General features: G+C 67.8%; 15 protein-coding genes. 8 read left to right on the top strand and 7 right to left on the bottom strand.

The features are described 5' to 3' along the window. Window positions 1–19: 19 nt before the first annotated feature. Window positions 20–1,450, bottom strand: a complete 1,431-nt coding sequence (locus J7I85_RS03305) for a gamma-aminobutyraldehyde dehydrogenase (RefSeq protein WP_214846498.1) — start codon at window positions 1,448–1,450, stop codon at window positions 20–22. 142 nt (window positions 1,451–1,592) lie between these two features. Between J7I85_RS03305 and J7I85_RS03300 the strand changes: the two genes are divergently transcribed. Continuing rightward, window positions 1,593–3,029 carry a PucR family transcriptional regulator gene (locus tag J7I85_RS03300; protein WP_214846496.1) on the top strand — a complete coding sequence of 479 codons (1,437 nt, stop codon included), beginning with the start codon at window positions 1,593–1,595 and terminating at the stop codon, window positions 3,027–3,029. Between the two features lie 60 nt (window positions 3,030–3,089). On the opposite strand, the gene J7I85_RS03295 is transcribed toward J7I85_RS03300, so the two are convergent. From J7I85_RS03295 to J7I85_RS03285, 3 genes are read right to left on the bottom strand one after another with little or no spacing between them, the layout of a single operon-like run. Further along, window positions 3,090–3,773, bottom strand: coding sequence for an alpha/beta fold hydrolase (locus J7I85_RS03295; RefSeq protein WP_214846494.1), 684 nt, complete (start codon window positions 3,771–3,773; stop codon window positions 3,090–3,092). A 16-nt stretch (window positions 3,774–3,789) separates the two neighbouring features. Continuing rightward, complete coding sequence (locus tag J7I85_RS03290; RefSeq protein WP_214846486.1) at window positions 3,790–6,456, bottom strand: PEP/pyruvate-binding domain-containing protein; 2,667 nt, start codon at window positions 6,454–6,456, stop codon at window positions 3,790–3,792. 9 nt (window positions 6,457–6,465) lie between these two features. Next, on the bottom strand, window positions 6,466–8,133 hold the full coding sequence (locus J7I85_RS03285; RefSeq protein WP_214846485.1) for a CYTH and CHAD domain-containing protein: 1,668 nt from the start codon (window positions 8,131–8,133) through the stop codon (window positions 6,466–6,468). Between the two features lie 142 nt (window positions 8,134–8,275). Here J7I85_RS03285 and J7I85_RS03280 point away from each other — a divergent pair, with 142 nt between their 5' ends. From J7I85_RS03280 to J7I85_RS03270, 3 genes are all read left to right on the top strand, one after another. Further along, on the top strand, window positions 8,276–9,529 hold the full coding sequence (locus J7I85_RS03280) for a CynX/NimT family MFS transporter (RefSeq protein WP_214846483.1): 1,254 nt from the start codon (window positions 8,276–8,278) through the stop codon (window positions 9,527–9,529). Window positions 9,530–9,535: 6 nt separating this feature from the next. Further along, window positions 9,536–10,216 (top strand): FadR/GntR family transcriptional regulator, encoded by a 681-nt coding sequence (locus J7I85_RS03275; protein WP_214846482.1) that lies wholly within the window; start codon window positions 9,536–9,538, stop codon window positions 10,214–10,216. An 82-nt stretch (window positions 10,217–10,298) separates the two neighbouring features. Continuing rightward, complete coding sequence (locus tag J7I85_RS03270; protein ID WP_214846481.1) at window positions 10,299–11,489, top strand: AI-2E family transporter; 1,191 nt, start codon at window positions 10,299–10,301, stop codon at window positions 11,487–11,489. Between the two features lie 114 nt (window positions 11,490–11,603). Here J7I85_RS03270 and J7I85_RS03265 read toward each other — a convergent pair whose 3' ends face one another. Beyond that, window positions 11,604–12,137, bottom strand: coding sequence for a hypothetical protein (locus tag J7I85_RS03265; protein WP_214846480.1), 534 nt, complete (start codon window positions 12,135–12,137; stop codon window positions 11,604–11,606). A 168-nt stretch (window positions 12,138–12,305) separates the two neighbouring features. Between J7I85_RS03265 and J7I85_RS03260 the strand changes: the two genes are divergently transcribed. The 3 genes from J7I85_RS03260 (at window position 12,306) to J7I85_RS24850 (ending at window position 14,947) form a co-directional block, all read left to right on the top strand. Continuing rightward, window positions 12,306–12,596 carry a hypothetical protein gene (locus J7I85_RS03260; RefSeq protein ID WP_214846479.1) on the top strand — a complete coding sequence of 97 codons (291 nt, stop codon included), beginning with the start codon at window positions 12,306–12,308 and terminating at the stop codon, window positions 12,594–12,596. Between the two features lie 154 nt (window positions 12,597–12,750). Beyond that, window positions 12,751–13,476 (top strand): DUF1206 domain-containing protein, encoded by a 726-nt coding sequence (locus J7I85_RS03255; protein ID WP_251023891.1) that lies wholly within the window; start codon window positions 12,751–12,753, stop codon window positions 13,474–13,476. 34 nt (window positions 13,477–13,510) lie between these two features. Further along, a complete protein-coding gene (locus J7I85_RS24850) occupies window positions 13,511–14,947 on the top strand; it encodes an SRPBCC family protein (RefSeq protein WP_251023872.1) in 1,437 nt (478 codons plus the stop codon). 99 nt (window positions 14,948–15,046) lie between these two features. Here the strand turns inward: J7I85_RS24850 and J7I85_RS03245 are convergent, their stop codons facing one another. Next, window positions 15,047–16,513, bottom strand: coding sequence for an FAD-dependent oxidoreductase (locus tag J7I85_RS03245; RefSeq protein WP_214846478.1), 1,467 nt, complete (start codon window positions 16,511–16,513; stop codon window positions 15,047–15,049). A 101-nt stretch (window positions 16,514–16,614) separates the two neighbouring features. Continuing rightward, the gene (cobA, locus tag J7I85_RS03240) at window positions 16,615–17,886 is read right to left on the bottom strand and encodes a uroporphyrinogen-III C-methyltransferase (RefSeq protein WP_214846477.1); all 1,272 of its coding nucleotides are present in this window, start codon (window positions 17,884–17,886) and stop codon (window positions 16,615–16,617) included. Window positions 17,887–18,086: 200 nt separating this feature from the next. On the opposite strand from cobA, the gene J7I85_RS03235 reads away from it, so the two are divergent. Further along, on the top strand, window positions 18,087–20,309 hold the full coding sequence (locus J7I85_RS03235; RefSeq protein WP_251023871.1) for a hypothetical protein: 2,223 nt from the start codon (window positions 18,087–18,089) through the stop codon (window positions 20,307–20,309). Window positions 20,310–20,394: the final 85 nt, after the last annotated feature.

Raw genomic sequence — 20,394 nt, 5'->3', positions numbered from 1 at the left:
AGCTCAACCAACGGGCTGGTCAGGCGTCAAGGGCGGACATGACGTGCTTGATGCGCGTGTAGTCCTCGACGCCGTACATGGAGAGGTCCTTGCCGTAGCCGGACTGTTTGAAGCCGCCGTGGGGCATTTCGGCGGTGAGCAGAATGTGGGTGTTGATCCAGACCGCACCGAAGTCAAGATCGCGACTGAGCCGCATGGCCGTGCCGTGGTCGCTGGTCCAGACGCTGGAGGCCAGGGCGTACTCGACGTCGTTGGCCAGGTCCACGGCTTCCTGTTCCGTGCTGAACTTCTGCACGGTGATGACCGGGCCGAACGTTTCCTTCTGCACGATGTCGTCCGTCTGCTTGGCACCGGTAATGATGGTGGGCTCGAAGAAGAACCCCTTCTCGCCGGCGCGGTGGCCGCCGGTTTCGATCCGGCAGTGCACCGGCAGCGAGTCCACCACAGAACTGACCGCCTTGAAGTGGTTGACGTTGTTCAGCGGACCGAAGTAGTTGTCCTCGTCGTTCTGGGAGCCGGTGTGCAGGGTCTTGGTGTGCTCCACCATGGCCGCCACGACGTCGTCGTGCACCGAATCCTCCACCAGCACCCGGGTGATGGCGGTGCAGTCCTGGCCGGCGTTGAAGAACGCGAACTCGGCGATGGCCGCGGCGCTCTTCTTGATGTCGGCGTCCTTGAAGACGATGGCCGGGGCCTTGCCGCCGAGTTCCAGGTGGGCGCGCTTGAGGCCCTTCGCGGCGCCCGCGGCGACGGCGATGCCCGCGCGGACGGACCCGGTGATGGACACCAGGCCCGGGACCTTGTGCTCCACCATCAGCGCGCCGGTTTCGCCGGTGCCGAGGATGACGTTCAGGACGCCGGCCGGCAGGATGTCCCCGGCAAGGCGCGCCAGCACCAGGGTGGACTCGGGCGTCGTGTCGGAGGGCTTCAGGACCACGGTGTTGCCCGCTGCGAGCGCGGGGCCGATCTTCCAGATGGCCATCAGGAACGGGTAGTTCCAAGGCGCCACCTGGGCCACGACACCGATCGGCTCGCGGCGGACGAAGGAGGTGTGGCCCTCAAAGTACTCGCCTGCGGACTTGCCTTCGAGGATGCGGGCGGCACCGGCGAAGAAGCGCAACTGGTCGGCGCCGGCCGCCACTTCCTCGGACGCGATCAGGGAACGGACCTGCCCGGTGTTGCGGTGCTGGGCATCGACGAGTTCGTCGCTGTTGGCCTCGATGGCGTCGGCGAGCTTGAGCAGCATGAGCTGCCGCTGCCCGGGGGTCACGTGCTTCCAGGTCTTGAAGGCGTCTTTGGCGGCGCTCATGGCGGCGTCGACGTCCGCCTCCACGGATACGGGCGACTTGGCCACGACGTCACCGGTCACGGGGTTCACGATGTCCAGCAGGCCAGTGCCGGCAGGCGTGACAAACTCGCCGTTGATGAAGTTCTGCAAGGTTTGAACCACGGTGTACAACCTCTTTCGTCCTGAATAGTGTGATGCGGCTGACTCGAGCCTATTCCAGCCCGCGACCGCGGGGAATAGCCACCTGCACACCCTCGAACCGGTGCTTTAGTGCGATCGGCCAGCCTCCCGCTACCCTTGATCCATGGCAATTTCCCTCGCGGCGCTGCTGGCCGTGCAGTCTCTAGGGCTCAAGAAATCCAGCCTCGCGGAGACCACTTCGCACCAGGACATCCGCTGGGTGGCGGTCACCGAACTGGAGGACCCGCAGCGCTTCCTCAACGGCGGCGAACTGGTGCTGACCACCGGACTGCGGATGAAAAGTGCGCCCGAACAGCGCCGCTTTGTCCGCCAGGTCCAGCGCGCCGGCGCCGTGGGGATCGGGTTCGGCGTGGGACTCTCGCACGACGCCGTTCCCCCGGCTTTGGTCGCGGAAGCCAACCGCTGGGGGCTACCGGTGGTCGAAGTGCCCTACGGCACTCCGTTCATCGCGATCAGCAAGCTCGTGGCCGACGCACAGTCCGCGGACCACTACTCCAAGCTTGAGCGTCTCATTGCCGGGCACCAGATCCTGGCCCGCGCACTGCTGACGGGCGGCGGCCTGGCCGAACTCCTGCGGCACCTGGGCGGCATGCTCCGCACCGAGATCGCGCTCACACAGTTCACCGCCCAGCTGTACAACAGCGGCAGCCAGCCGCCATCCGCGGACTCCTGGACCACGTACCCCATCCCCACCGGGCGCCGCGATGCCTGCACGCTCTGGGTGAAGCAGCCGTTCGAGGATTCCGGCATCATCGGCTACGCGCAGAACCTCATCAGCGTGGAGCTCAACAACATGGTCAAGCAGCGCCAGGCCGAGAGGGCTCTCTGCGGGCAGGTGCTCGAGGACGTGATCCACGGGACCCTGGACCCCAGCGAGGCACAGCGCCGGCTCGCCGGGACGGGTATCAACAGCACGCGCAAGAATGTGGTGATTCTGGCCGGCTCCGAGGCGCACCACAAGCAGCTGGTCAGTTCCTCACTGCCGCAGGCGCTGGAGAACGCGGTGACCGCCGTCGTCGGAAAGGATCTGGTCACCGTGGTGCCCGACGACGGGCGCGGCGCCACAGTCATGGCCAGGAGCCTCAGCGACCACCTCGCCGAGGCCGGGATCCACGCCACCATCGGCATTGGTGGTGCGTACACCAAGCCGAACGGCCTGCGCTGGAGCTACTTCGAGGCGCGCGATGCAGCCAGCCACGGGCTGCCGGTGAATGAACCCGAGCGGCTCAGCCTGACCTCCCTGCTCCTGGCGAGCGAGGACGTGCCGCTTGCGGACATGGCCAACGAGTCACTGGACCCGCTCCGGAGCTTCGATGCAGCCCATGGCGCCGAGCTGATGGCCACGCTGGAGAGCTACCTGAACAGCAATGGCTCCGTTGCCGCCGTCGCCGAGGCCCTCACCCTCCACCGCAACACGGTCCGCTACCGGCTGGCGCAGATCACCGAGCTCACCGGGTACGACCCCTCCGTCACTGCGGACCGGGTGCAGCTGTGGCTGGCCCTGGCGGTCGCCCGGCTCGGGGCGCGGCACGCCGGCTGAGCAAACACTGCGCGGCACGCAGGCTGAGCCTGCATGCCGCCTGTCCTAGGGATCCGCCCTTCAAGCGGATCCGCGGGCAAAGGCATCCAGCCGGGCTGCGAGTCCAGCCGGGTTGCTCAGGGCGACCAGGTGCCCGCCCGGGATTTCGTCAATCCCCAGGCCAAGCCGGCTCCGGACCACGCGGCGTTGAAAGTCCACGGGGAAAAAGCGGTCATCGTGGCCGATCAGGACCCTGGTGGGCACGTCGGGCCAGCGGTCGATCTCGCAGGGCTGCCCGAAGGGCGTGTCGGATGGACCACGTTGCTCGCTGGCGCCTGCGGCGATTACTTCGGCGGGAACGTCGTGCAGGAAGTGCACGCGTTCATCGAAATCGCCGCCGCGTCCGTTCAGCCTGTCATTGAGCTCGCGTGCCTGTGGCTGGCCGGTGGCCTCCCACCACTCGCCGGGTGTCTCGCCCGGGAGCGGGACCATCGGATTAAGCAGGACGATCAGCTCCACCGGCACGCGCCCTGCGACAACCGGGACCGTGAAGGCGCCCATCGACTGGCCCACGAGAACCACATCGCGCTGATCACCGATAGCCGCGACGACGGTGTCGGCGTAGTCGCGCAGGCCCAGACGGGGGTCGTCCTCGCGGATGTCGACCGCAATGGCCCGGTGCCCCAGCCGTTCCAGCACCGGAACCAACCGGTGCCAATACCAGCCCACTCCCCCGGCACCCGGGACAAGAACGAAAGTGCTCACGCGTCCTCCTGCCATGTCATGCCTCCACGACGACCGTCCCCGCCGCTCCGTCCACGGTGACGGTGTCACCGGTCCTGATCCGTATGGTCGCGTCGGGGACTCCGACGACGGCGGGAATCCCGTATTCGCGGGCCACCACCGCTCCGTGGGAGATGGGTCCGCCCATTTCCATGACCAGTGCCCCGGCGGTCATGAACAGAGGCGTCCATCCAGGGTCCGTCGACGGCGCAACGAGGATTTCGCCTGGCTCCAGCTGGGCGCCGGCCGGGTCTAGGATGACCCGTGCCTTGCCTGTGACGGTACCGACGGAGGCCGCCGTCCCCACCAGTGTTCCGGGCTGCAGCTGCCCGGCCGCGGACGACGCCGCACGGGTCCGTCCGGCCATGGCTGCTTCGACGTCGGTGCCATCGGAAAGCAGCAGCCGGGGGATGCGCCGGCGCCGCATTTCGCGTTGGTAGCTCTGGCGGCGTTCGGCGACGGGTCCGCGAAGGTCGGCGCCGTGCAGACCCACGCGGGCTTCCGTGAGGTCCAGGAAGAATACGTCGTCCGGTACCTGGATCCGGCCCGCGTCCGCGAGTTCCTCACCCACCTGCCGGAGCTGGCGGCGGAGGACGGCGAACGCCACAATGAGCCGGAACTTGGGGTACTCGCGCATGCCGGCGGTTTCCCGTGCGCGCCGCAGGCTGTGGGCAACTATCCTGCCGAACAGCCTGCCCCTGGACCGGGCAGCGCGTGCGGCCAGCTCGGCCGCCTTGGCTTCGGCGTTTTCTGCGGCCCGCCGGAATAGCCGGTCCGGTGCGTACGCCGGGTCGGCCAGCTTCAGGTAGTTGGCCAAGGCGTTGATAATGTGGGCGGGGTCCTCACCCCAGCGGGGAACGCCGAGGTCAATTTCGGCCACGGCGCGGTGTCCGTATCTGGCGAGGAAGCCACGCAGGGCGCTCTGGCAGGCGGCAGGCAACGATCCGTCCGCGTAGCGGCCGGCCAGTATCTGGGGCTCTTCCCCGGTCAGTGCGCGGACCGACTCCGGGTCCTCCCGGATTGAGGTGGCGGTCCGCCAGAGCTCCAGATCCATCTCTGTGGTCACATTGTGCGGCAAGCCGCGCAGTACGCCCTGCAGCTCGCCGGCCTGCGCAAGCCGGCCCAGCAGCAGCCGGGCCAGACCCAGCCAGACATACCCGGCGGCCGCAGGCGGCAGTACCCGCATCACGGCGGGCGTGATCTCTTTGGTAAGGATGCGTTCCACGAAATCCAGCCGCCGGGCGCCAGAGGCCGGCTCCGGCAACACCAGCATCCGGTCCAACTCATGGTCCGCTTCCCTGACCCGCTCCAGCGCGGCGGCGGGGTTGACCATGGCGCGCAGGACCTGCGCCACCAGGCCAAAGGGCGGCGAGGCCCGGAGCCCCGATTTCAGCGACGCCAACTTGGATGCCCTGGTGAGGGCGAAGCGGGGGTCGGCCTCCAGATAGGCCAGCACATCCACAGACCTGGCATCGGCCACTTTCATGGCTCTCAGCAGGCCGCGCCTTCCGCCTTTGCTCCGCAGCAGGGACGTGACATCCACAAACATGCGCATCCCGATCTGAGCGGATCGGTAAGCCGCCGGTCCGTTGCCTGCTGACCGGGAACTGTCGCTCATAAGGGTGAAGGATGCCAGACCCAAGGGGGTCAGCGGCCGGGTCAGCCCCTGCAGCAGGCTGGCGCACAGGTAGGCGCGGGCGCCGCCGTCGTGGTTGTCAGGCTCGGGCAGGGGAAACAGCGTAGTTATCGGACGGGATTGCACCACCCGGATCCCGCCGTCCGCCGCGATGGCCCACTCCAGATCCTGCGGCTCGCCGTAGAGTTCTTCTGCAAGCGTCCCGATACTGGCCAGCGAGCGGACCTGCTCATCCGTCAGGCACGCCTGCCCTCCACCGTCCTGCCGGCGCAACAGCCGTGTCCCGCCGCCCAGAGCGGGCCGGATGTCGGTGCGTTTGTCACCCAGGCTCCGCTGGAGGATCTCTCCGGTGGCCGCGTCAACCCTGAACTGGTCCGGGTTCACAGCCCCGCTGACCAGCGCCTCGCCGAGTCCGGGCGCTGCGTCGATTACCGTTTCCCTCCTCCGGCCGGTCAGCGGGTTTGCCGTGAACATCACGCCGGCCACGTCGGCGTCGACCATTTCCTGAACAACGACGGCGATACTGATCGAGTGCTGACCGATCCCGTGGTCTGCCCGGTAGGCCACCGCCCGGTCGGTCCAGAGGGAGGCCCAGCAGCTGCGAACTGCGTCCAACAGCTGGTCGGGGCTTACAACGTTGAGGTAAGTCTCCAACTGGCCGGCAAAGCTGGCTTCGGGAAGATCCTCCGCGGTGGCGGAGGAGCGCACGGCCACCGGGAGGTCCTCGCCCAGGCCGGCGTACGCGGCAAGGATGGCTTCGATAATGTCCTCGGGCATGGGAGTCGACGCCAGCCTGCCGCGTGTCTGCTCCGCCGGCTCGGAGGGTTGCAATCCTGCCGCGGCCGCCACCCGCCCATAGGCCGCCGTGGTGACGCAGAAGCCCTGCGGGACCGGCATTCCGGCGGCCATAAGGACACCGAGGTTGGCAGCCTTGCCGCCCACCTCAGGCACCATGTCCGCGTCCACGCGGGCCAGGCTGATGACAGTCCCCACCGGGCGTGGTGCGCGCCGCTCTGCCTGCTCAGCCACCGGCCGCCGCTATTCCACTCCGCGCCGGACCAGCTTCCGCGACTTCCGGTGCGCCTTGCGGTACTTGGCTTGGGCTTTGGCGGTGTTCTTTTGCTCCCGCTTCAGCAGCGAGCCGTAGGCGGCAGCCACCGGTTCCGGCAGGTCCGGGCCGCTGGCGAGCTTACCCAGGAAGATCCGCGCCATCACACTGTCGTGGTGGTCGCCGAGGATCTTCTGCTGCTTGTGCGCGGCCTTGGCGAGCCTCGTGGCACGCTTGCCGAAGACGGGACCGACGGTCTCGGCGGCGTGCCGCAGCCGTTTGGCGTCCTTCCGCACCTGATGCAGCGCCGTTTCGTGCCCGGTAGCGTCTTTGAGCTCCATGCCGGGCCTTTCGCCGGCACCGTCCTTGGCCCGCAGAACCGCCTTATGGGCACGGCGCAGCCGTTTGACGGGCTTGCCCACCAGCTTGCGGGCGGCCTTGCGTGCGGGCGCCGAAGCTGCCGGCCGGACCGGCGGGTGATCACGGAAATATTCGAGGTCGTCGAGGAGGCGGAAGTAGCGGTCAGTCAGGAGCACCTCCTGCGTCTTGCGGTAACCGGCGTCCAGCCTTGTGCCCAGCTCCCGCTCGATCCGCCGCTTCACGTCGTCGGCCGCCTCCCCCGGCGGAAGCTTGCCGGTATGCGTCCGCAGCCGCTCCAGCATGACTTCGGCGTCGCGGGGCGTACCGAGGATCCGGCCCAGCCACTTGAGCTCGTCGCGCAGCCTGCCCACGGCGCCCCGGCCGTAGAGCTTCCGGTAAACCGCCAGGGCAGACCGCACGCGGCGAGTGGCTGAACGCATCGCATGGACCGCATCCGGCTCCTCCAGCCGCACCCGCGCGTCATTGGCCAGGATTTCGCTGATCTGCCCGTCCAGGTAGGCGCTGACGACGGCGGACGCCGGCCACTTCTTGCCCGGTTTCCTGCCGCCGGGCTGCTTTACGCCGCCTTCAGTTGCTGCCGTGCCATCAGTTTCGGCCGGGCCCGGAGCTTTCGGCGCCGCCTCGCCGAGTGCGCGCCGAAGCTTGGACTCGTGCGCCGACGGCCGGGCACCTGCGGCGGACAAGACTTCCGCGGCCGCTGCGAACACCTCCGGCTGGCCGTGAACCAGCTCGAGTTCCCATTCGCGCCACTGCTGCTCCCGGCCGGCGGACTCACCTGCCGGTTTCTGGCCGGCGCCCTGAAGAAGCTCGGCGTCCACGGTGTCATCGGCAAAGTCGGCGAGGTGCATGCCGTCGTCCCCGTACAGGGCGTGGGTGGTGCGCCGCGTGTTCAGGCGGGCCACGGGCACGGGATCCGATCCGCGGAGGTAGGCGTGCAGGTGGGCCAGCAGTTTCCCGGGAACGACGTCGGCCTGGCCCAGCGGCGCGTGGATCTCCCGGCGGGCTCCCGGCGCCTCTTCCGATGCGGGCCCGGCGCCCGCCGCGGGCTCCGGTGGCAGCTTCACATGCCAGCCGGCATCGGCTCCGCCTCTCCTGCGCCGCAGCGTGATGCGGCGGGAGGCGAGAACCAGATCCTCCGTGTCGAAGTAGACGGCTTCCAGTTCAGTATCGTGCGGCTCACCCACGCGGCCCACACCGGGGATTGCGGCGAGGTCGGGCAGTGCCGCATCGGAGCCGACGTCGTACTTTTTCTCCGTTTCAAGGCCTTCGGCGGTCATGGCCGGACGGCGTCCTCTCCCCTTGACTGGTCCCTGCGCGTGACGCGCCTGCTGGCCCGAGTCTATGCCCGGGCCGGAAGAGCCCGCGAGAGTTTCCCCACAAAACTCTAGACATCAAACGTCTTACGTCTAACGTTAAGGGATGGCGACCACTTCCTCAGCACCTCCCACCACGGCCACGTACCTGACCAAGCCGCGCACCGCCGTCGTGGCCGCCGTTATTGCCCTGGTCCTCATCGGCCTGAACCTGAGGGCCGGCATCACCGGCGCCTCGGCGCTGCTGCACGATTTGCAGCAGGTGCTGGGCTACGGGCCGCTGGTCGCCTCGCTCATCCCCTCTATTCCCACGCTGTGCTTCGCCCTGGCCGGTGCCGCGACGTCATGGCTGACCGGGAAGCTCGGCGTCGAGAAGGCCATTCTGCTTTCTCTCGGCATGCTGGCAGGCGGGCTGCTGCTCCGGGGTATTCCCACCACCGGAATGCTGGTGGTGGGCACGGTGATTGGGATGTCTGGCCTTGCTGTCTGCAACGTGTCCATGCCGTCCTTCATCCGGGAGCACTTTGCCGCGCGGACTTCGCTCATGACGGCCGTCTACACGGTAACCATGACCAGCGGCGCCACCGTCATGGCTGTAGTCGTGGTTCCGCTGTCGCAGCTGCTGGGGTCGCCGTCGGCCGGGCTGGGCACCATCGGGATCCTCGCCCTGTCCGCGTTCCTGGGCTTCCTGCCCGTGACGCTGCACGCCCACCGCAACACTGCCCGGAAAACAGCCGGACACATCTCCCCGTGGCCGTTGCTGCGCACCAAGACCGGGCGGCTGCTCACCGGCATCTTCACCCTGCAGGCGCTGCTGGCCTACGCGCTGCTCAGCTGGTTCCCGTACATGCTCACCACCATGGGTCTCAGCGCGGCGGACAGCGCCCTCATGTTCGGCGTCATGCAGCTGGTCTCGGTACCTGCCGGAATGGTGCTGATCGCCATCGGGTCCCGGCCGGGAATGCTGCGCCCCGCCGTCTACCTGGCCACCCTCACCATGACGGCCGGTATCGCCGCGCTCCTCTTCCTTCCCGTGTCGCTGGCCATCATCCCGGCGGTGCTGCTGGGCTTCGGGCTGGGCATCTTCCCTCTGGTGATGGTGATGATCAGCCGCAGCGGCCGGAACACCGCCGAGACCACGGCACTGTCCACTCTGGCCCAGTCCACCGGCTATCTCCTGGCCACCGTCGGGCCGTTCGGCATGGGCCTGCTGCACAGCGCGACGGGCAGCTGGACACTGCCGCTGGCGCTGCTCCTGGTCATCGCCGTGGTGCAGATCGTCGTGGCCCACCTGCTCAGCAGCCGCCGGGCTTCCGGAGTCAGCGCCACCGGCACCGGCGCTGCCGGAACGAAAGAATAGGACGCCATGACCCTGAGCACGTCACATCGCCCGCCGCTGGCGGAAGAAGTCACTGCCAAACTCCGCGAAATGATCCAGACGGGCGAGTGGCGGCTGCAGCAGCGCATCCCGTCCGAAACAGAGCTCATGACTGGACTGGGCGTGTCCCGCGGGACGCTCCGGGAGGCGGTCAAGGCGCTGGCCCACAGCGGGATGCTCGAGGTCCGCCGCGGCGACGGAACTTATGTCCGTGCCACCAGCGAAATCTCGGGGGCCGCGCGCCGGCTGTACAAGGAGCACACGGACGAACACGTCCTCGAGGTCCGCGTGGGGCTCGACACGCAGGCGGCCCGCCTTGCCGCCCGGCATGCAACGGCCGACGACGTCGCCGCCATGCGCGTGCTGCTCGCGGAGGGTGAGGAAGCCTGGCGGGCCGAGGACTTCGCGCGCTGGGCCCGCGCGGACTGGGGCTTCCACGAGCGGGTGGCACAGGCCTCCGGCAATCCCCTCCTTCACGAGCTGTATGTCAGCTTCGGCGACGTGTTTCACGCCGACCTGCTGAAGCAGCACCGGCGCCCCGGCTTCAACGGACTGCCGCAGGCGGGCCACGGTGAGCTCGTGAATGCCATCGAAGCACACGACGGCGAGGCGGCCGTGGCCAGCGTGCACCGGAACCTCAACTCCTGCGCGGAGTGGCTGCGGGAGTAACGGGCTTTCACCCGTACAGGGAACATCAGTAGGCTTACTAATCAAGGCAGTTGCCTGATTGCCCTGATGAGTAGGAGTTCCCATGGCCCGAACAGCCCGACTGTCCGAGCAAGATCCACCCCAAGAGCTCGCGTCCGGTCCGCTCCTGCGCCGCAAGGCATCCCGGCAGCCGGACCACAAACCGCCCCGGGAGCTGTGGTCCGACAACCTGGGAAGGGTGGGGATCCGGTGCGCCCAAGTCCTGCTGGTCCTTGCCGTGGCGGCCGTGTCCGTCTACGGACTCCTGCAGGTCCGGCTGCTGGTCATTCCCGTGCTGATCGCACTGATCCTTGCCGCCGCCATCGGGCCGTTCGTCAACCTGCTGCGGCGCCGGGGACTGCCCGGCGGGGCCGCCACGGCCGTGGCATTCGTGGCCCTGCTGCTCCTGCTGGCTGGCGTCGGCACCGTAATCTACTTTTCTGTCCGCAGCCAGTGGGGCGAGCTAGTCCAGCAGGCCTCCGAGGGGCTCGCCGAACTTGAAAGCTTCCTCCTCTCCGGCCCGGTCCCCATTGACCGTGAGCAGCTGAACCAGGCCCGGGAAGGCGCCGTCCAGTTCGCCACGAGCAGCCAGGTCCGGTCCGGCGCCATCACCGGCCTGTCGGTGGTGACGGAGTTCCTGGCCGGCGCGAGCCTCATGGTGGTGATCCTCTTCTTCTTCCTCAAGGACGGCGCGAAGATCTGGAACTTTCTCCTGCGGCCCTTCTCCGGGGAACGGGAAGCCAGGATGCGGCGTGTGGGCAAGCGGACCCTCGAGGTGCTGGGCGGCTACGTCCGAGGCACAGCCATTGTGGCACTGGTGGATACCGTGGCCATCGGCGCGGCGCTGCTCATCATGCAGGTGCCGCTGGCCATTCCCTTGGCCATCATCGTCTTTATCGGCGCCTTTGTTCCGCTCGTGGGAGCCACCGTGGCCGGAATCCTGGCAGCCCTGGTGGCCCTCGTCGCCAACGGCCCGGTGGTGGCGCTGATCGTGGTGGCAGTGGTCATCGCGGTCAACCAGCTCGAAGGGGACCTGCTGCAGCCGGTCGTCATGGGCAAGTCCCTGCAGCTCCACGCCCTCGTCATCCTCATGGCCCTGACGGCGGGCACCATCCTGGCGGGCATCATCGGGGCCGTCCTGTCCGTGCCGCTGGCCGCCGTGGCGTGGGCGATTATCCAGGTGTGGACGGCCGAGGACCCTCACCTCCAGGACATGAACCCCGACCTGCCGCCGGCGGAAAGCCAGCCCACGTAGGCACCCCGCTTCAGTGGAGCTGATCCGCGCACGACGGCGGCCGGGCACTTTAGGTGCCCGGCCGCCGTCGTGCGTTACTGCCTTAGAGTCCGTTATCGCCTTAGGCGGACGCCGTCAGCGCAGCCCCTTGAAGACATTCTTGGGCCGCTGCATCTCACCGTGCTTGGCGCCAAGGACGATAACAGAGGCGGCGAAGGCGGGGATGGTCCACTGCAGCACCTTCAGCTGCCTCTGCGCCGACTGCAGTTTCGCGGAAGAGCCGGGCCGTGGCTCGGTGGCACCTTCGGCACCCTCGTCGGCCAGCTTGTCCACCTTCTTCCCCAGCGCACCCGCGTACAGGGTGACCGCTGCCCCCGCCACCGTGACAGCCGTCTTGTAGACGGTGTCCCGGGCCACGCCCTCCTGGCTAGCGATCCGGTCCTTGTTTTCCAGCGCGATGAACAGGTCTGCCAGCAGGTGGGTTGCGAAGGCGGCCGTTTGGACGGGAGCCCATTTCATCCAGCCGCGGCTCGAGAGACGGGTGCGCTCGGCTGGGTCCTTCGCCTCCGCAGTGGCTCCGTTGAGGCCGATCGCGCCCATCAGCGAGCCGCCAAACCAGGCCGCTGCCGTGAGGTCGTGAACAGACCGTGCAAAAAGATTTCCAGCCATGATGTCCTTCCTAATACGAGAGGTTCAATCCGGAACAGTGGCTGCCGCGAGCCCTGGGTCCAGGTCCCCCGGCAGCCGTACCAAAGACATGGTCCACACATGGTAAGCACACTTACTAACGTTACGGTAGCCCGTAATATCAACGGTTCTGTGCGTAAAATCAACGCCATGGGATCAACAGGAACACTCTTCGGCTGGGCATTCGGCGACTCCGAACGCGAGGACGACGAGGCGTACGTGGACGGGCTGAAGGGCGAGGCGCTGGCCAACGCGACGCAGGCCGCCAAAAGCAAGGGCTTCGATGTCGAGGCGGGCTCGGAAGTATTTACCGTCCTCAGCGCCGGCGACGCCCTCGTCGACATCGACACGGCGCCCGACGACCTCGTGGTGCGCTGCACGGTGAAACTCGTGGGTGAGGGCGCCGAGCGCCTTCACGCGGAAGGGCCGATGAACGGCTGAACGCCGTACGGCAAAACGCAGGACGGCTAAGCGGGAACGGCTACCGGAGGGCACTACGGACAACGACTCGACGATCAGCGAGGCGGCCGACGCCGCGGAGGCTGCATCGAACCACAAGGCGCTCGACGTCGTCGCGCGTTCCGGTTTCGCCGTGATGGCCCTGCTGCACATCATTCTCGGCGCTATCGCGATTGCCCTGGCCCTCGGCCATCCCGGGGAGGCCGAGCCCACCGGCGCCATGGAACAGCTGGCCGCCAATGCCTGGGGCCCGGCAGTCATGTGGGCGTGCCTGATCGGGTGCGCGGGGCTTTCCCTCTGGCAGCTGAGCGAGGCCACACTCCGGGCCCGCCGCCTGCCGCGCAAGGAACGGATCGGGAAGCTGATCTCCTCCGGCTTCCTCGCAATCGCCTACGGCAGCGTCGGGCTCAGCTTCGGCGGCTTTGCGGTGGGGCTTCGCGGTGATTCCGGCGATTCCACGAAGGACGTGAGCGCGGCCCTGCTCAGCAACCCCTTCGGCGGCGTGATCCTCAGCGCCCTCGGCCTGACCGTCATCGGCGTGGGCATCTACTTTGTGGTGAAGGGCCTCCGGCATGGCTTCAAGGAGGAGCTCTTCCACTTTGACGGCACCCGCCGGGGCAAACTCATCGACTCGCTGGGCGTGACGGGACACGTCGCCAAAGGCATCGCACTGTTCCTTGCCGGGCTGCTCTTCGCGATCGCGGCCGCCAAGCACACTCCCGAAGAATCCACCGGCCTCGACGGCAGCCTGAAGGCGCTGCGCGAGCATGCGTACGGGCCCTACCTGCTGTTTGCCATCGGTGCAGGGTTCATTTGCTACGGAATCTTTGCCCTGGTCCGGTCAAGGTTCGGCAGGATGTAGCCATGGGAAGGGTCAAGTCATGGGAAGGCGAAGCATGAAAAGACGATTCAGCGGCGATCCGGGCGGGGCGCCACATCGGACGTCCAACCGGGCGGTCAACCGGACGGCCGACCTCGCCGGGCGCGGTTTCGCCGCCGTGTTCCGGGCGATCAAGGCAGTGCGCCCCGTCCGGCCCATCCATCCGCGGGGCATCAGCCTGGTGGGGGAACTGAACCTCACGGGCGCCGCGGGCCGAGCAGCGGCAGGTCTTCCGGCGACCAGCGGAATCGCCTGGCTCGACGACGCCGGGACCTGCCAGGTACGCGGGCGGTTTTCCCGCTCGGTCGGCCTTCCCGAGTCGCTGCCGGACATCCTCGGCCTGGCGCTGCGGACTTCGGGCGCACCCGGTGCTGCCGGCGACAGCGGCGCTTCCGGTGCTGCCGGCGCCGGTGACATCCCCGACGTCGGCGACAGTGCCGACGTCGGGGATGTCCTGTTTGCTTCGACCGGCTGGGGCGTGCCGGGCCGGTTCATGCTGCTGCCCAAGCTGGATGTTGGGACCACCAGGTTCACCACGCTGATGCCGTACAGGGGTTCCAGCGGCCCCGTCCTTCTGGGGCTACGCACACTGTCGCTGCCCCGGCGCGCGACTGGCAGGGCGGACACCGGGGGAAACTTCAAGGAGTCGCTGGCCACCGGAGACTGGACCTTGGCGCTGCATTACGCCACCCCGGCAGGCCGGTGGGTGCAGGCCGGTGTGCTGCACCTGAGGGCCGCTGCTCACGACGCCGGGCACACCGACAGTGCGGAAACAGACAGCGCGGACACGGCCATCCGGTTCGATCCGCTGAAGCATCCCCTGCCCGGCGCCGGGACCTATCCCTGGGCCCGCCGGCTCCGGGAACGCTCGTACCGGGCCGCCCGGCGCCCCTCTCCCCGCATTATTGGCGCCCCGGATCCCACCGGGTTCACAGCTGCAGACCGGACCTCCGCTTCCCGGCGCCAGGGTTCGGCCGATGAAAGGAACACCATGTCAACCGTCACTCAGGTCTTCAATTCGCCGGCATCGGCAGTCTGGAAAGTAATCGCGGACGGCTGGCTCTATTCCGGCTGGGTGGTGGGCGCCTCGAGAATCCGCTCGGTGGACGCGCACTGGCCGGAAGTCGGTGCCCTGCTCCACCACTCGGTGGGCGCCTGGCCGCTGCTCATCAACGATTCAACCAAGGTGACGGCGGCCAGCCCGGGGCGGCAGCTGGAACTGATCGCGCGCGGCTGGCCGCTCGGTGAGGCGAAGGTGATCATCACCCTCGAGGACCTGGGCACACAGTGCCGCGTCACGATGGCTGAGGACGCGGTCCGCGGCCCCGGCCTGGCGGTTCCCAAGGCGCTGCGCGACCCAATGATCACGGTGCGCAACCGGGAAACCCTGCAGCGCCTCGAGCTCATGGCCGCCGGCGGCGCGGGAGCCCCAGGACCCAAAACGGGAATGTAAGCGCGCGGGCTTAAAGCAACGCGAGGTCACTTCGCGCCCAATATTCCGTAAGGAATGGGCGCGGAGTGACCCCGCGTTTCTGTCAGAAGGTAGGGCGAGCTAGACGCTGGCGGCAATCCCGTCGCGGGAGATGGAGACCATGTCCTCGCGCGGCACCACCTTGACGCGCTCACGCACAACCTCAACGCCGTGCGAGCCGCCGGCTGCGGTGGCCTCGGCGCCCAGGGCAAGTTCGTGGGCGTCCAGTGCCAGCCAGCCTTCCCACGTGGTGTATTCCACGCCGCGGCTTTCAAGCAGGTCGACGACGGCGCTGGCAGCAGGTGCCTCGGCAACCGGCAGGTTTTCGCGGTCTTCCAGCAGGAAAGTCACGGTCTCGAGGGCATCGCCCTTGGTGTGGCCGATCAGGCCGACCGGTCCGCGCTTGATCCAGCCGGTGGCGTAGATGCCCGGGACGTGCTCGCCGGAGGCGTCCAGGACGCGGCCGCCGGCGTTCGGGACAACGCCCTTCTTGTGGTCGAACTCGATCTCCGGCAGGGCGGAACCGAAGTAGCCGATGGCGCGGTAAACAGCCTGGACCGGGTAATCGATGTACTCGCCCGTGCCACGGGCGTTGCCCGTGCCGTCCAGTTCGGTGCGTTCAAACTTCATGCCGCTGACGCGCCCGGGGTTCTCGGCGTCGTCGTAAATTTCCACCGGGCTGTGCAGGAAGTGCAGGTGCAGGCGGCGGGAGGCCTTGAGCTCGGAGAGGTCCTCGGGCTGCTCGGCGATCCAGTTGGTGAGCGTTCCAACCATGGTCTTGATCTGGTTGTTGCTCTGGATCTGGCGGTCCGATTCCTCGTCGAACTCGAAGTCCTCCGGGTACAGGATGATGTCCACGTCCTTGGAGTGGGACAGCTCGCGCAGCTCCAGCGGGGTGAACTTGACCTGGGCCGGGCCGCGGCGGCCGAAGACGTGGACGTCGGTGACCGGGGAAGCCTTCAGGCCGGCGTAGACGTTGTCCGGGATTTCGGAGACCAGCAGGTCGTCTGCGTGCTTGGAGAGGACGCGGGCCACGTCGAGGGCCACGTTGCCGTTGCCGATCACGGCGATTTCCTTGGCATCCAGCGGCCATTCGCGGGAAACGTCCGGGTGTCCGTCGTACCAGGACACGAAGTCGGCGCCGCCGAAGGAGCCCTCGAGTTCGATGCCGGGGATGTTCAGGTCGGCGTCCTTGATGGCGCCGGTGGCGAAGATGACGGCGTCGTAGTGCGCCTTCAGGTCCTCGATGGAGAGGTCCGTGCCGTAGTCCACGTTGCCGAAGAAGCGGATGTCGCCGCGGTCCAGGACCTTGTGCAGGGCGTTGACGATGCCCTTGATGCGCGGGTGGTCCGGGGCCACTCCGTAGCGGATCAGGCCGTAGGGTGCCGGGTAGCGGTCAAAGAGGTCGATGCTCACGGTCAGCTCGCCGCTCTTGACGGCCTCGCTCTTGGTGAGGATGTCCGCTGCGTAGACGCCGGCCGGGCCGGATCCGATGACGGCCACGCGCAACGGGCGGGCAGCGGTTCCTACGGGGGTGCTGGTTGACACGGCTGTGTTCCTTTTCTTCGGTCCCACCCAGCTGACTCGCACTTGTTGCCGTTTTGAGGGCTCATAACGGCAACAACTGCTGGCCAGTTGGGATTCGGGGGCTAGGGGGTGAGAACGCGGGTGGTGCTTGTGCGGGGCTTGTTGGGGCTGGTGGTGCTGTAGTCAGCGGTTTTGAAGTGCGACGGCGCGAAGGGGCTGACGCGGACAACGTCCCCGATGACGATCACTGCAGGATTGGCGACGCCGGCGGCCTCGGCCTGGTCGGCGATGGTGCCGAGGGTGCCGATGGTGACGCGCTGGTCCGGCAGGTAGCCGTTTTCAACAATACCAACTGGCGTGTCCTCGGCCAGGCCGGCTTTGCCGAGGGCGGACGCGGATTCGCGCAGCTGGCCAACGCCCATGAGGAGCACCACGGTGTGGTCGGCGCGGGCCGGAACCTCGGACAGTTCCTCGTGGCCTGTGACAACGCTGAAGCCCTTCGCCAGGCCGCGGTGCGTGACCGGGATGCCGGCGGCGGCGGGGACGGAGATCGCGGAGGTCACACCGGATACCACTTCGACCTCGACGCCGTGCCGGCGGCAAAATTCTGCTTCCTCGCCGCCGCGGCCCAGGACGTAGGGGTCGCCGCCCTTGAGGCGCACCACGCGGTGGCCTTGAAGGGCTTCGTCGACGAGGATCCGGTTGATCTCGGCCTGCGGCACGGGGTGGTGGCCGGGGGTCTTGCCCACCTCGATGACGCGGACGTCCGGGGCAAGTTCGTTGAGCAGCTCGCGGGGGCCGAGGCGGTCGGCAACCACGACGTCGGCCTGGCCGAGCAGCCGGCGGCCGCGGACGGTGATGAGGCCGGTGTCGCCGGGGCCGCCACCGACAAGGGCCACCGATCCCCGGTGGGCGCGGCGGCGGCGCAGCGGCAGGTCACCGGATTCCAGTGCGGTGGCGACGGCATCGCGCAGGGCCATGGCACGGCGCGGGTCTCCCCCGGCGTTGACGGCAATCTTGACGTCGTCCACTTCGGCGACGGCGGGTGTCCAGGCGGCGGAGGATTCGTGGTCGGAGGCGTTGACGCACCAGACGCGCTGCGCCTCGGCGTCGGAAGCTACCGCGGTGTCCACGGCGGGATCGCCGGTGGCGGTCTGAACGAACCAGACGCCGTCCACGTCCTCGGACCGGTAGGCGCGGGGCTCCCAGGTGAGAAGGCCGGCGTCGGCGAGTTCGCGGAGCGCGGCGGTGGCCTCAGGGGCAACCACGGTGACGCGGGCACCGGCGTCGAGCAGGCCCTTCGCGCGGCGCGCAGCAACGCGTCCGCCGCCCACCACCAGCACGGGGCGGCCGAGGAGGCGCAGCGCCGTGGGGTAAATGTCCTGAATTGCCATGAATCAACGGTAGGGCTGTGTTACGGGCCCGGCCAACGGCGCGGAAACACCAGTTCACGCAAGGTAACGCTGCGTCACATTGCGGCAACAGTCCTGCGGTGCTCCGGCACGGGGTTGACGCGCCGGAAGTGTCTGCGCCAAGCCCTACAATAACTCCGATCGGATTCACCGATCGGTCTCACATGGGGGAAGGACACTAGTTGTCTCTGCACGAAAACGTCCGTACGCGGACGCGCCCTGGTTTTCTGACCAGGAGCATTGCCACAGCCGGGAGCATCGCGCTGCTTGCCGGACTTCTGATGGCTCCGGCAGCACAGGCGCTGCCGATGGAAACAGGCACTGTTACCGAGCCCGCACCGGCTCCGGCTGACCCGGCACCCGCACCGGCTCCGGCTGACCCGGCACCCGCACCGGCTCCGGCTGACCCGGCACCCGCTGACCCGGCACCTGTGGATCCGGCACCCGTGGATCCTGCTTCAGATGGAGAGCCGTCGGCGGAAGCAACGCCGGCGGAAACATTGCCCGCCGAGGTGACACCCGCGGAAACAGTGCCCACGGAGACGGCGCCTGCCGCTCCGGAAAACGTCAGCGTTCCGGTTATTGAGGGCGACCCCGTCGTCGGCGGCACGCTCACCTCCACGGGTGGTCAGTGGAACGGGGCCGGCTGGATCCAGTACAGCTGGATCATCGACGGCGTTCCGGTCCAGACCGCCGGCCACGTGGTCGGCGAACCGGATGTACTGAACATCGTCCCGTCCATGGCAGGCAAGAGCGTCCAGCTCACTGTTGTGGCGTCGTCGGAGGCGCAGGCTCCCGGCACCGAGGTATCAGCCGTGGCCGTCACTGTCCGCCCGGGCACCTTCACCGGAGTTGTTTGGAGCAACGCCGTTACCGGCAAGCCCGCCGTCGGCCAGGAGCTGTCGGTAGGCACTCCACAGTGGGATAACTCCGCCAGCCAGGGAGCCCTGGCCTACCAGTGGTTCCGCGGCACTTTGGCCATCGGATCGGCCACCACCTCGCGTTACACGGTCACAGCCTCCGACGTCGGACAGAAACTGTGGGCCAAAGTGACCCTGTCCGCTCCGGGCTTCACCTCGATGGAACTCTCTTCCGTCCAGGTCACCGGCGTCTCCGCGACCTTCGCAACGGCGCCCGTGCCCACCGTCAGTGGAACCGCCCGTGTTGGCCAGGTGCAGACCGCGAACGCAGGAACGTGGGCTCCCGGCGGTGCCGTGCTGTCCTACCAGTGGTACCGGGGAACGGCGGCCATCGCCGGCGCTGTCGGCCGCACCTACACCACGTCCGCGGCCGACTACGCCAAGGCCCTCAAGGTGCGGGTGCGGGCAACCAAAGCCGGCTTCGTCACCGTTGACCGCTTCTCCGCCGCACGCACCATTGCGGCAGGGAGCATCGTTGCCACCAAGCCCCTGACCGTCGTGGGAACCCACCGTTATGGCTCCACAGTGAAGGTGTCCCAGGGCTGGCCCGCCGGCACCACCATCCGCTACCAGTGGTACCGGAACGGCGTGGCAGTCAAGGGCGGCACCGGGTACGCGCTGTATTTCAACGCGAGCTACATCGGCTCACGGGTGAACGTGAAGGTCACGGTCTCCAAGCCGGGCTATGCGACACGGTCGGTAACCACCGGCGCAGTCACCGTTGGCAGGGCGCTCATCAACCTGAAGACGGTGCCGCGCATCACCGGGGCGACCTCCTTGGGCTCTGTCCTCACAGCCAATCCCGGCACCTACTCCCCCGCGCCGACGGCCTACGCGTACCAGTGGTACCGCAACGGTGCCGCCATCTCCGGCGCGCATTACCGCACCTACCGGCTCACCGCCGCGGACAACGGCCGCTCCATCACGGTCCGCGTTTCCGCCAGCCTGATCTACTCGGACACCCGGGTCACGATGAGCCCTGCGCTGAAGCTGCCGGTCTGGGCTGTGACGGTTCTTCGCGGCGACGGCACGTACCGGGTGGGAACGCAGATCAAGCCGGGGCTGTACAAATCCACTGGCGGTTCCTTCTGCTACTGGGCGCGGCTCAGCGGGTTCTCGGGAAACCTCAGTGACATCAAGGCGAATGACATAGTCTCAGGAGTCGCCTACGTTCAGATCCTCCCTGGTGATGTCGGATTCGAGACTAGCGGATGCGGCGCCTGGACCACCGTCCCGTCCACGGGTGCAAGGGCAACCAGCATCACCAAGGACGGAATCTACCGGGTTGGCATCGATATACTGCCCGGCGATTATTACGGGTACGGCTCCGGCAGTTCCTGCTATATGGCCATGCTGAGCGGCTTCGGCGGCACCTTCGACGAGATCTATGACAACTACCTCGGTTCAGCCTGGGTAATTGTGACTATCCCGTCCTGGGTCAGGGGCTTCGAGGTGCACAACTGCGGCACCCTGACCCGCCGCTGACCTACTGACAGCAGAAAGCCCGACGGCGATTCCCGCCGTCGGGCTTTCTTGTGCCCTGCCACGGCAACCCAGGCCCGCCGTCGCG

Origin of the sequence: Arthrobacter sp. ISL-65 (genome assembly GCF_018613795.1) — a bacterium.
GTDB lineage: Bacteria > Actinomycetota > Actinomycetes > Actinomycetales > Micrococcaceae > Arthrobacter.
The sequence above is the reverse complement of the archived record's forward strand: the minus strand, read 5'-3'. Positions and strand labels throughout refer to the sequence as shown.

What these genes read in the sequence shown, in the direction of transcription:
- J7I85_RS03265 (WP_214846480.1), bottom strand. Translation starts at nt 12,137, where the DNA reads ATGGCTGGAAATCTTTTTGCACGGTCTGTTCACGACCTCACGGCAGCG.
- J7I85_RS03275 (WP_214846482.1), top strand. Translation starts at nt 9,536, where the DNA reads ATGACCCTGAGCACGTCACATCGCCCGCCGCTGGCGGAAGAAGTCACT.
- J7I85_RS03270 (WP_214846481.1), top strand. Translation starts at nt 10,299, where the DNA reads ATGGCCCGAACAGCCCGACTGTCCGAGCAAGATCCACCCCAAGAGCTC.
- J7I85_RS24850 (WP_251023872.1), top strand. Translation starts at nt 13,511, where the DNA reads ATGAAAAGACGATTCAGCGGCGATCCGGGCGGGGCGCCACATCGGACG.
- J7I85_RS03285 (WP_214846485.1), bottom strand. Translation starts at nt 8,133, where the DNA reads ATGACCGCCGAAGGCCTTGAAACGGAGAAAAAGTACGACGTCGGCTCC.
- J7I85_RS03260 (WP_214846479.1), top strand. Translation starts at nt 12,306, where the DNA reads ATGGGATCAACAGGAACACTCTTCGGCTGGGCATTCGGCGACTCCGAA.
- cobA (WP_214846477.1), bottom strand. Translation starts at nt 17,886, where the DNA reads ATGGCAATTCAGGACATTTACCCCACGGCGCTGCGCCTCCTCGGCCGC.
- J7I85_RS03280 (WP_214846483.1), top strand. Translation starts at nt 8,276, where the DNA reads ATGGCGACCACTTCCTCAGCACCTCCCACCACGGCCACGTACCTGACC.
- J7I85_RS03255 (WP_251023891.1), top strand. Translation starts at nt 12,751, where the DNA reads ATGGCCCTGCTGCACATCATTCTCGGCGCTATCGCGATTGCCCTGGCC.
- J7I85_RS03300 (WP_214846496.1), top strand. Translation starts at nt 1,593, where the DNA reads ATGGCAATTTCCCTCGCGGCGCTGCTGGCCGTGCAGTCTCTAGGGCTC.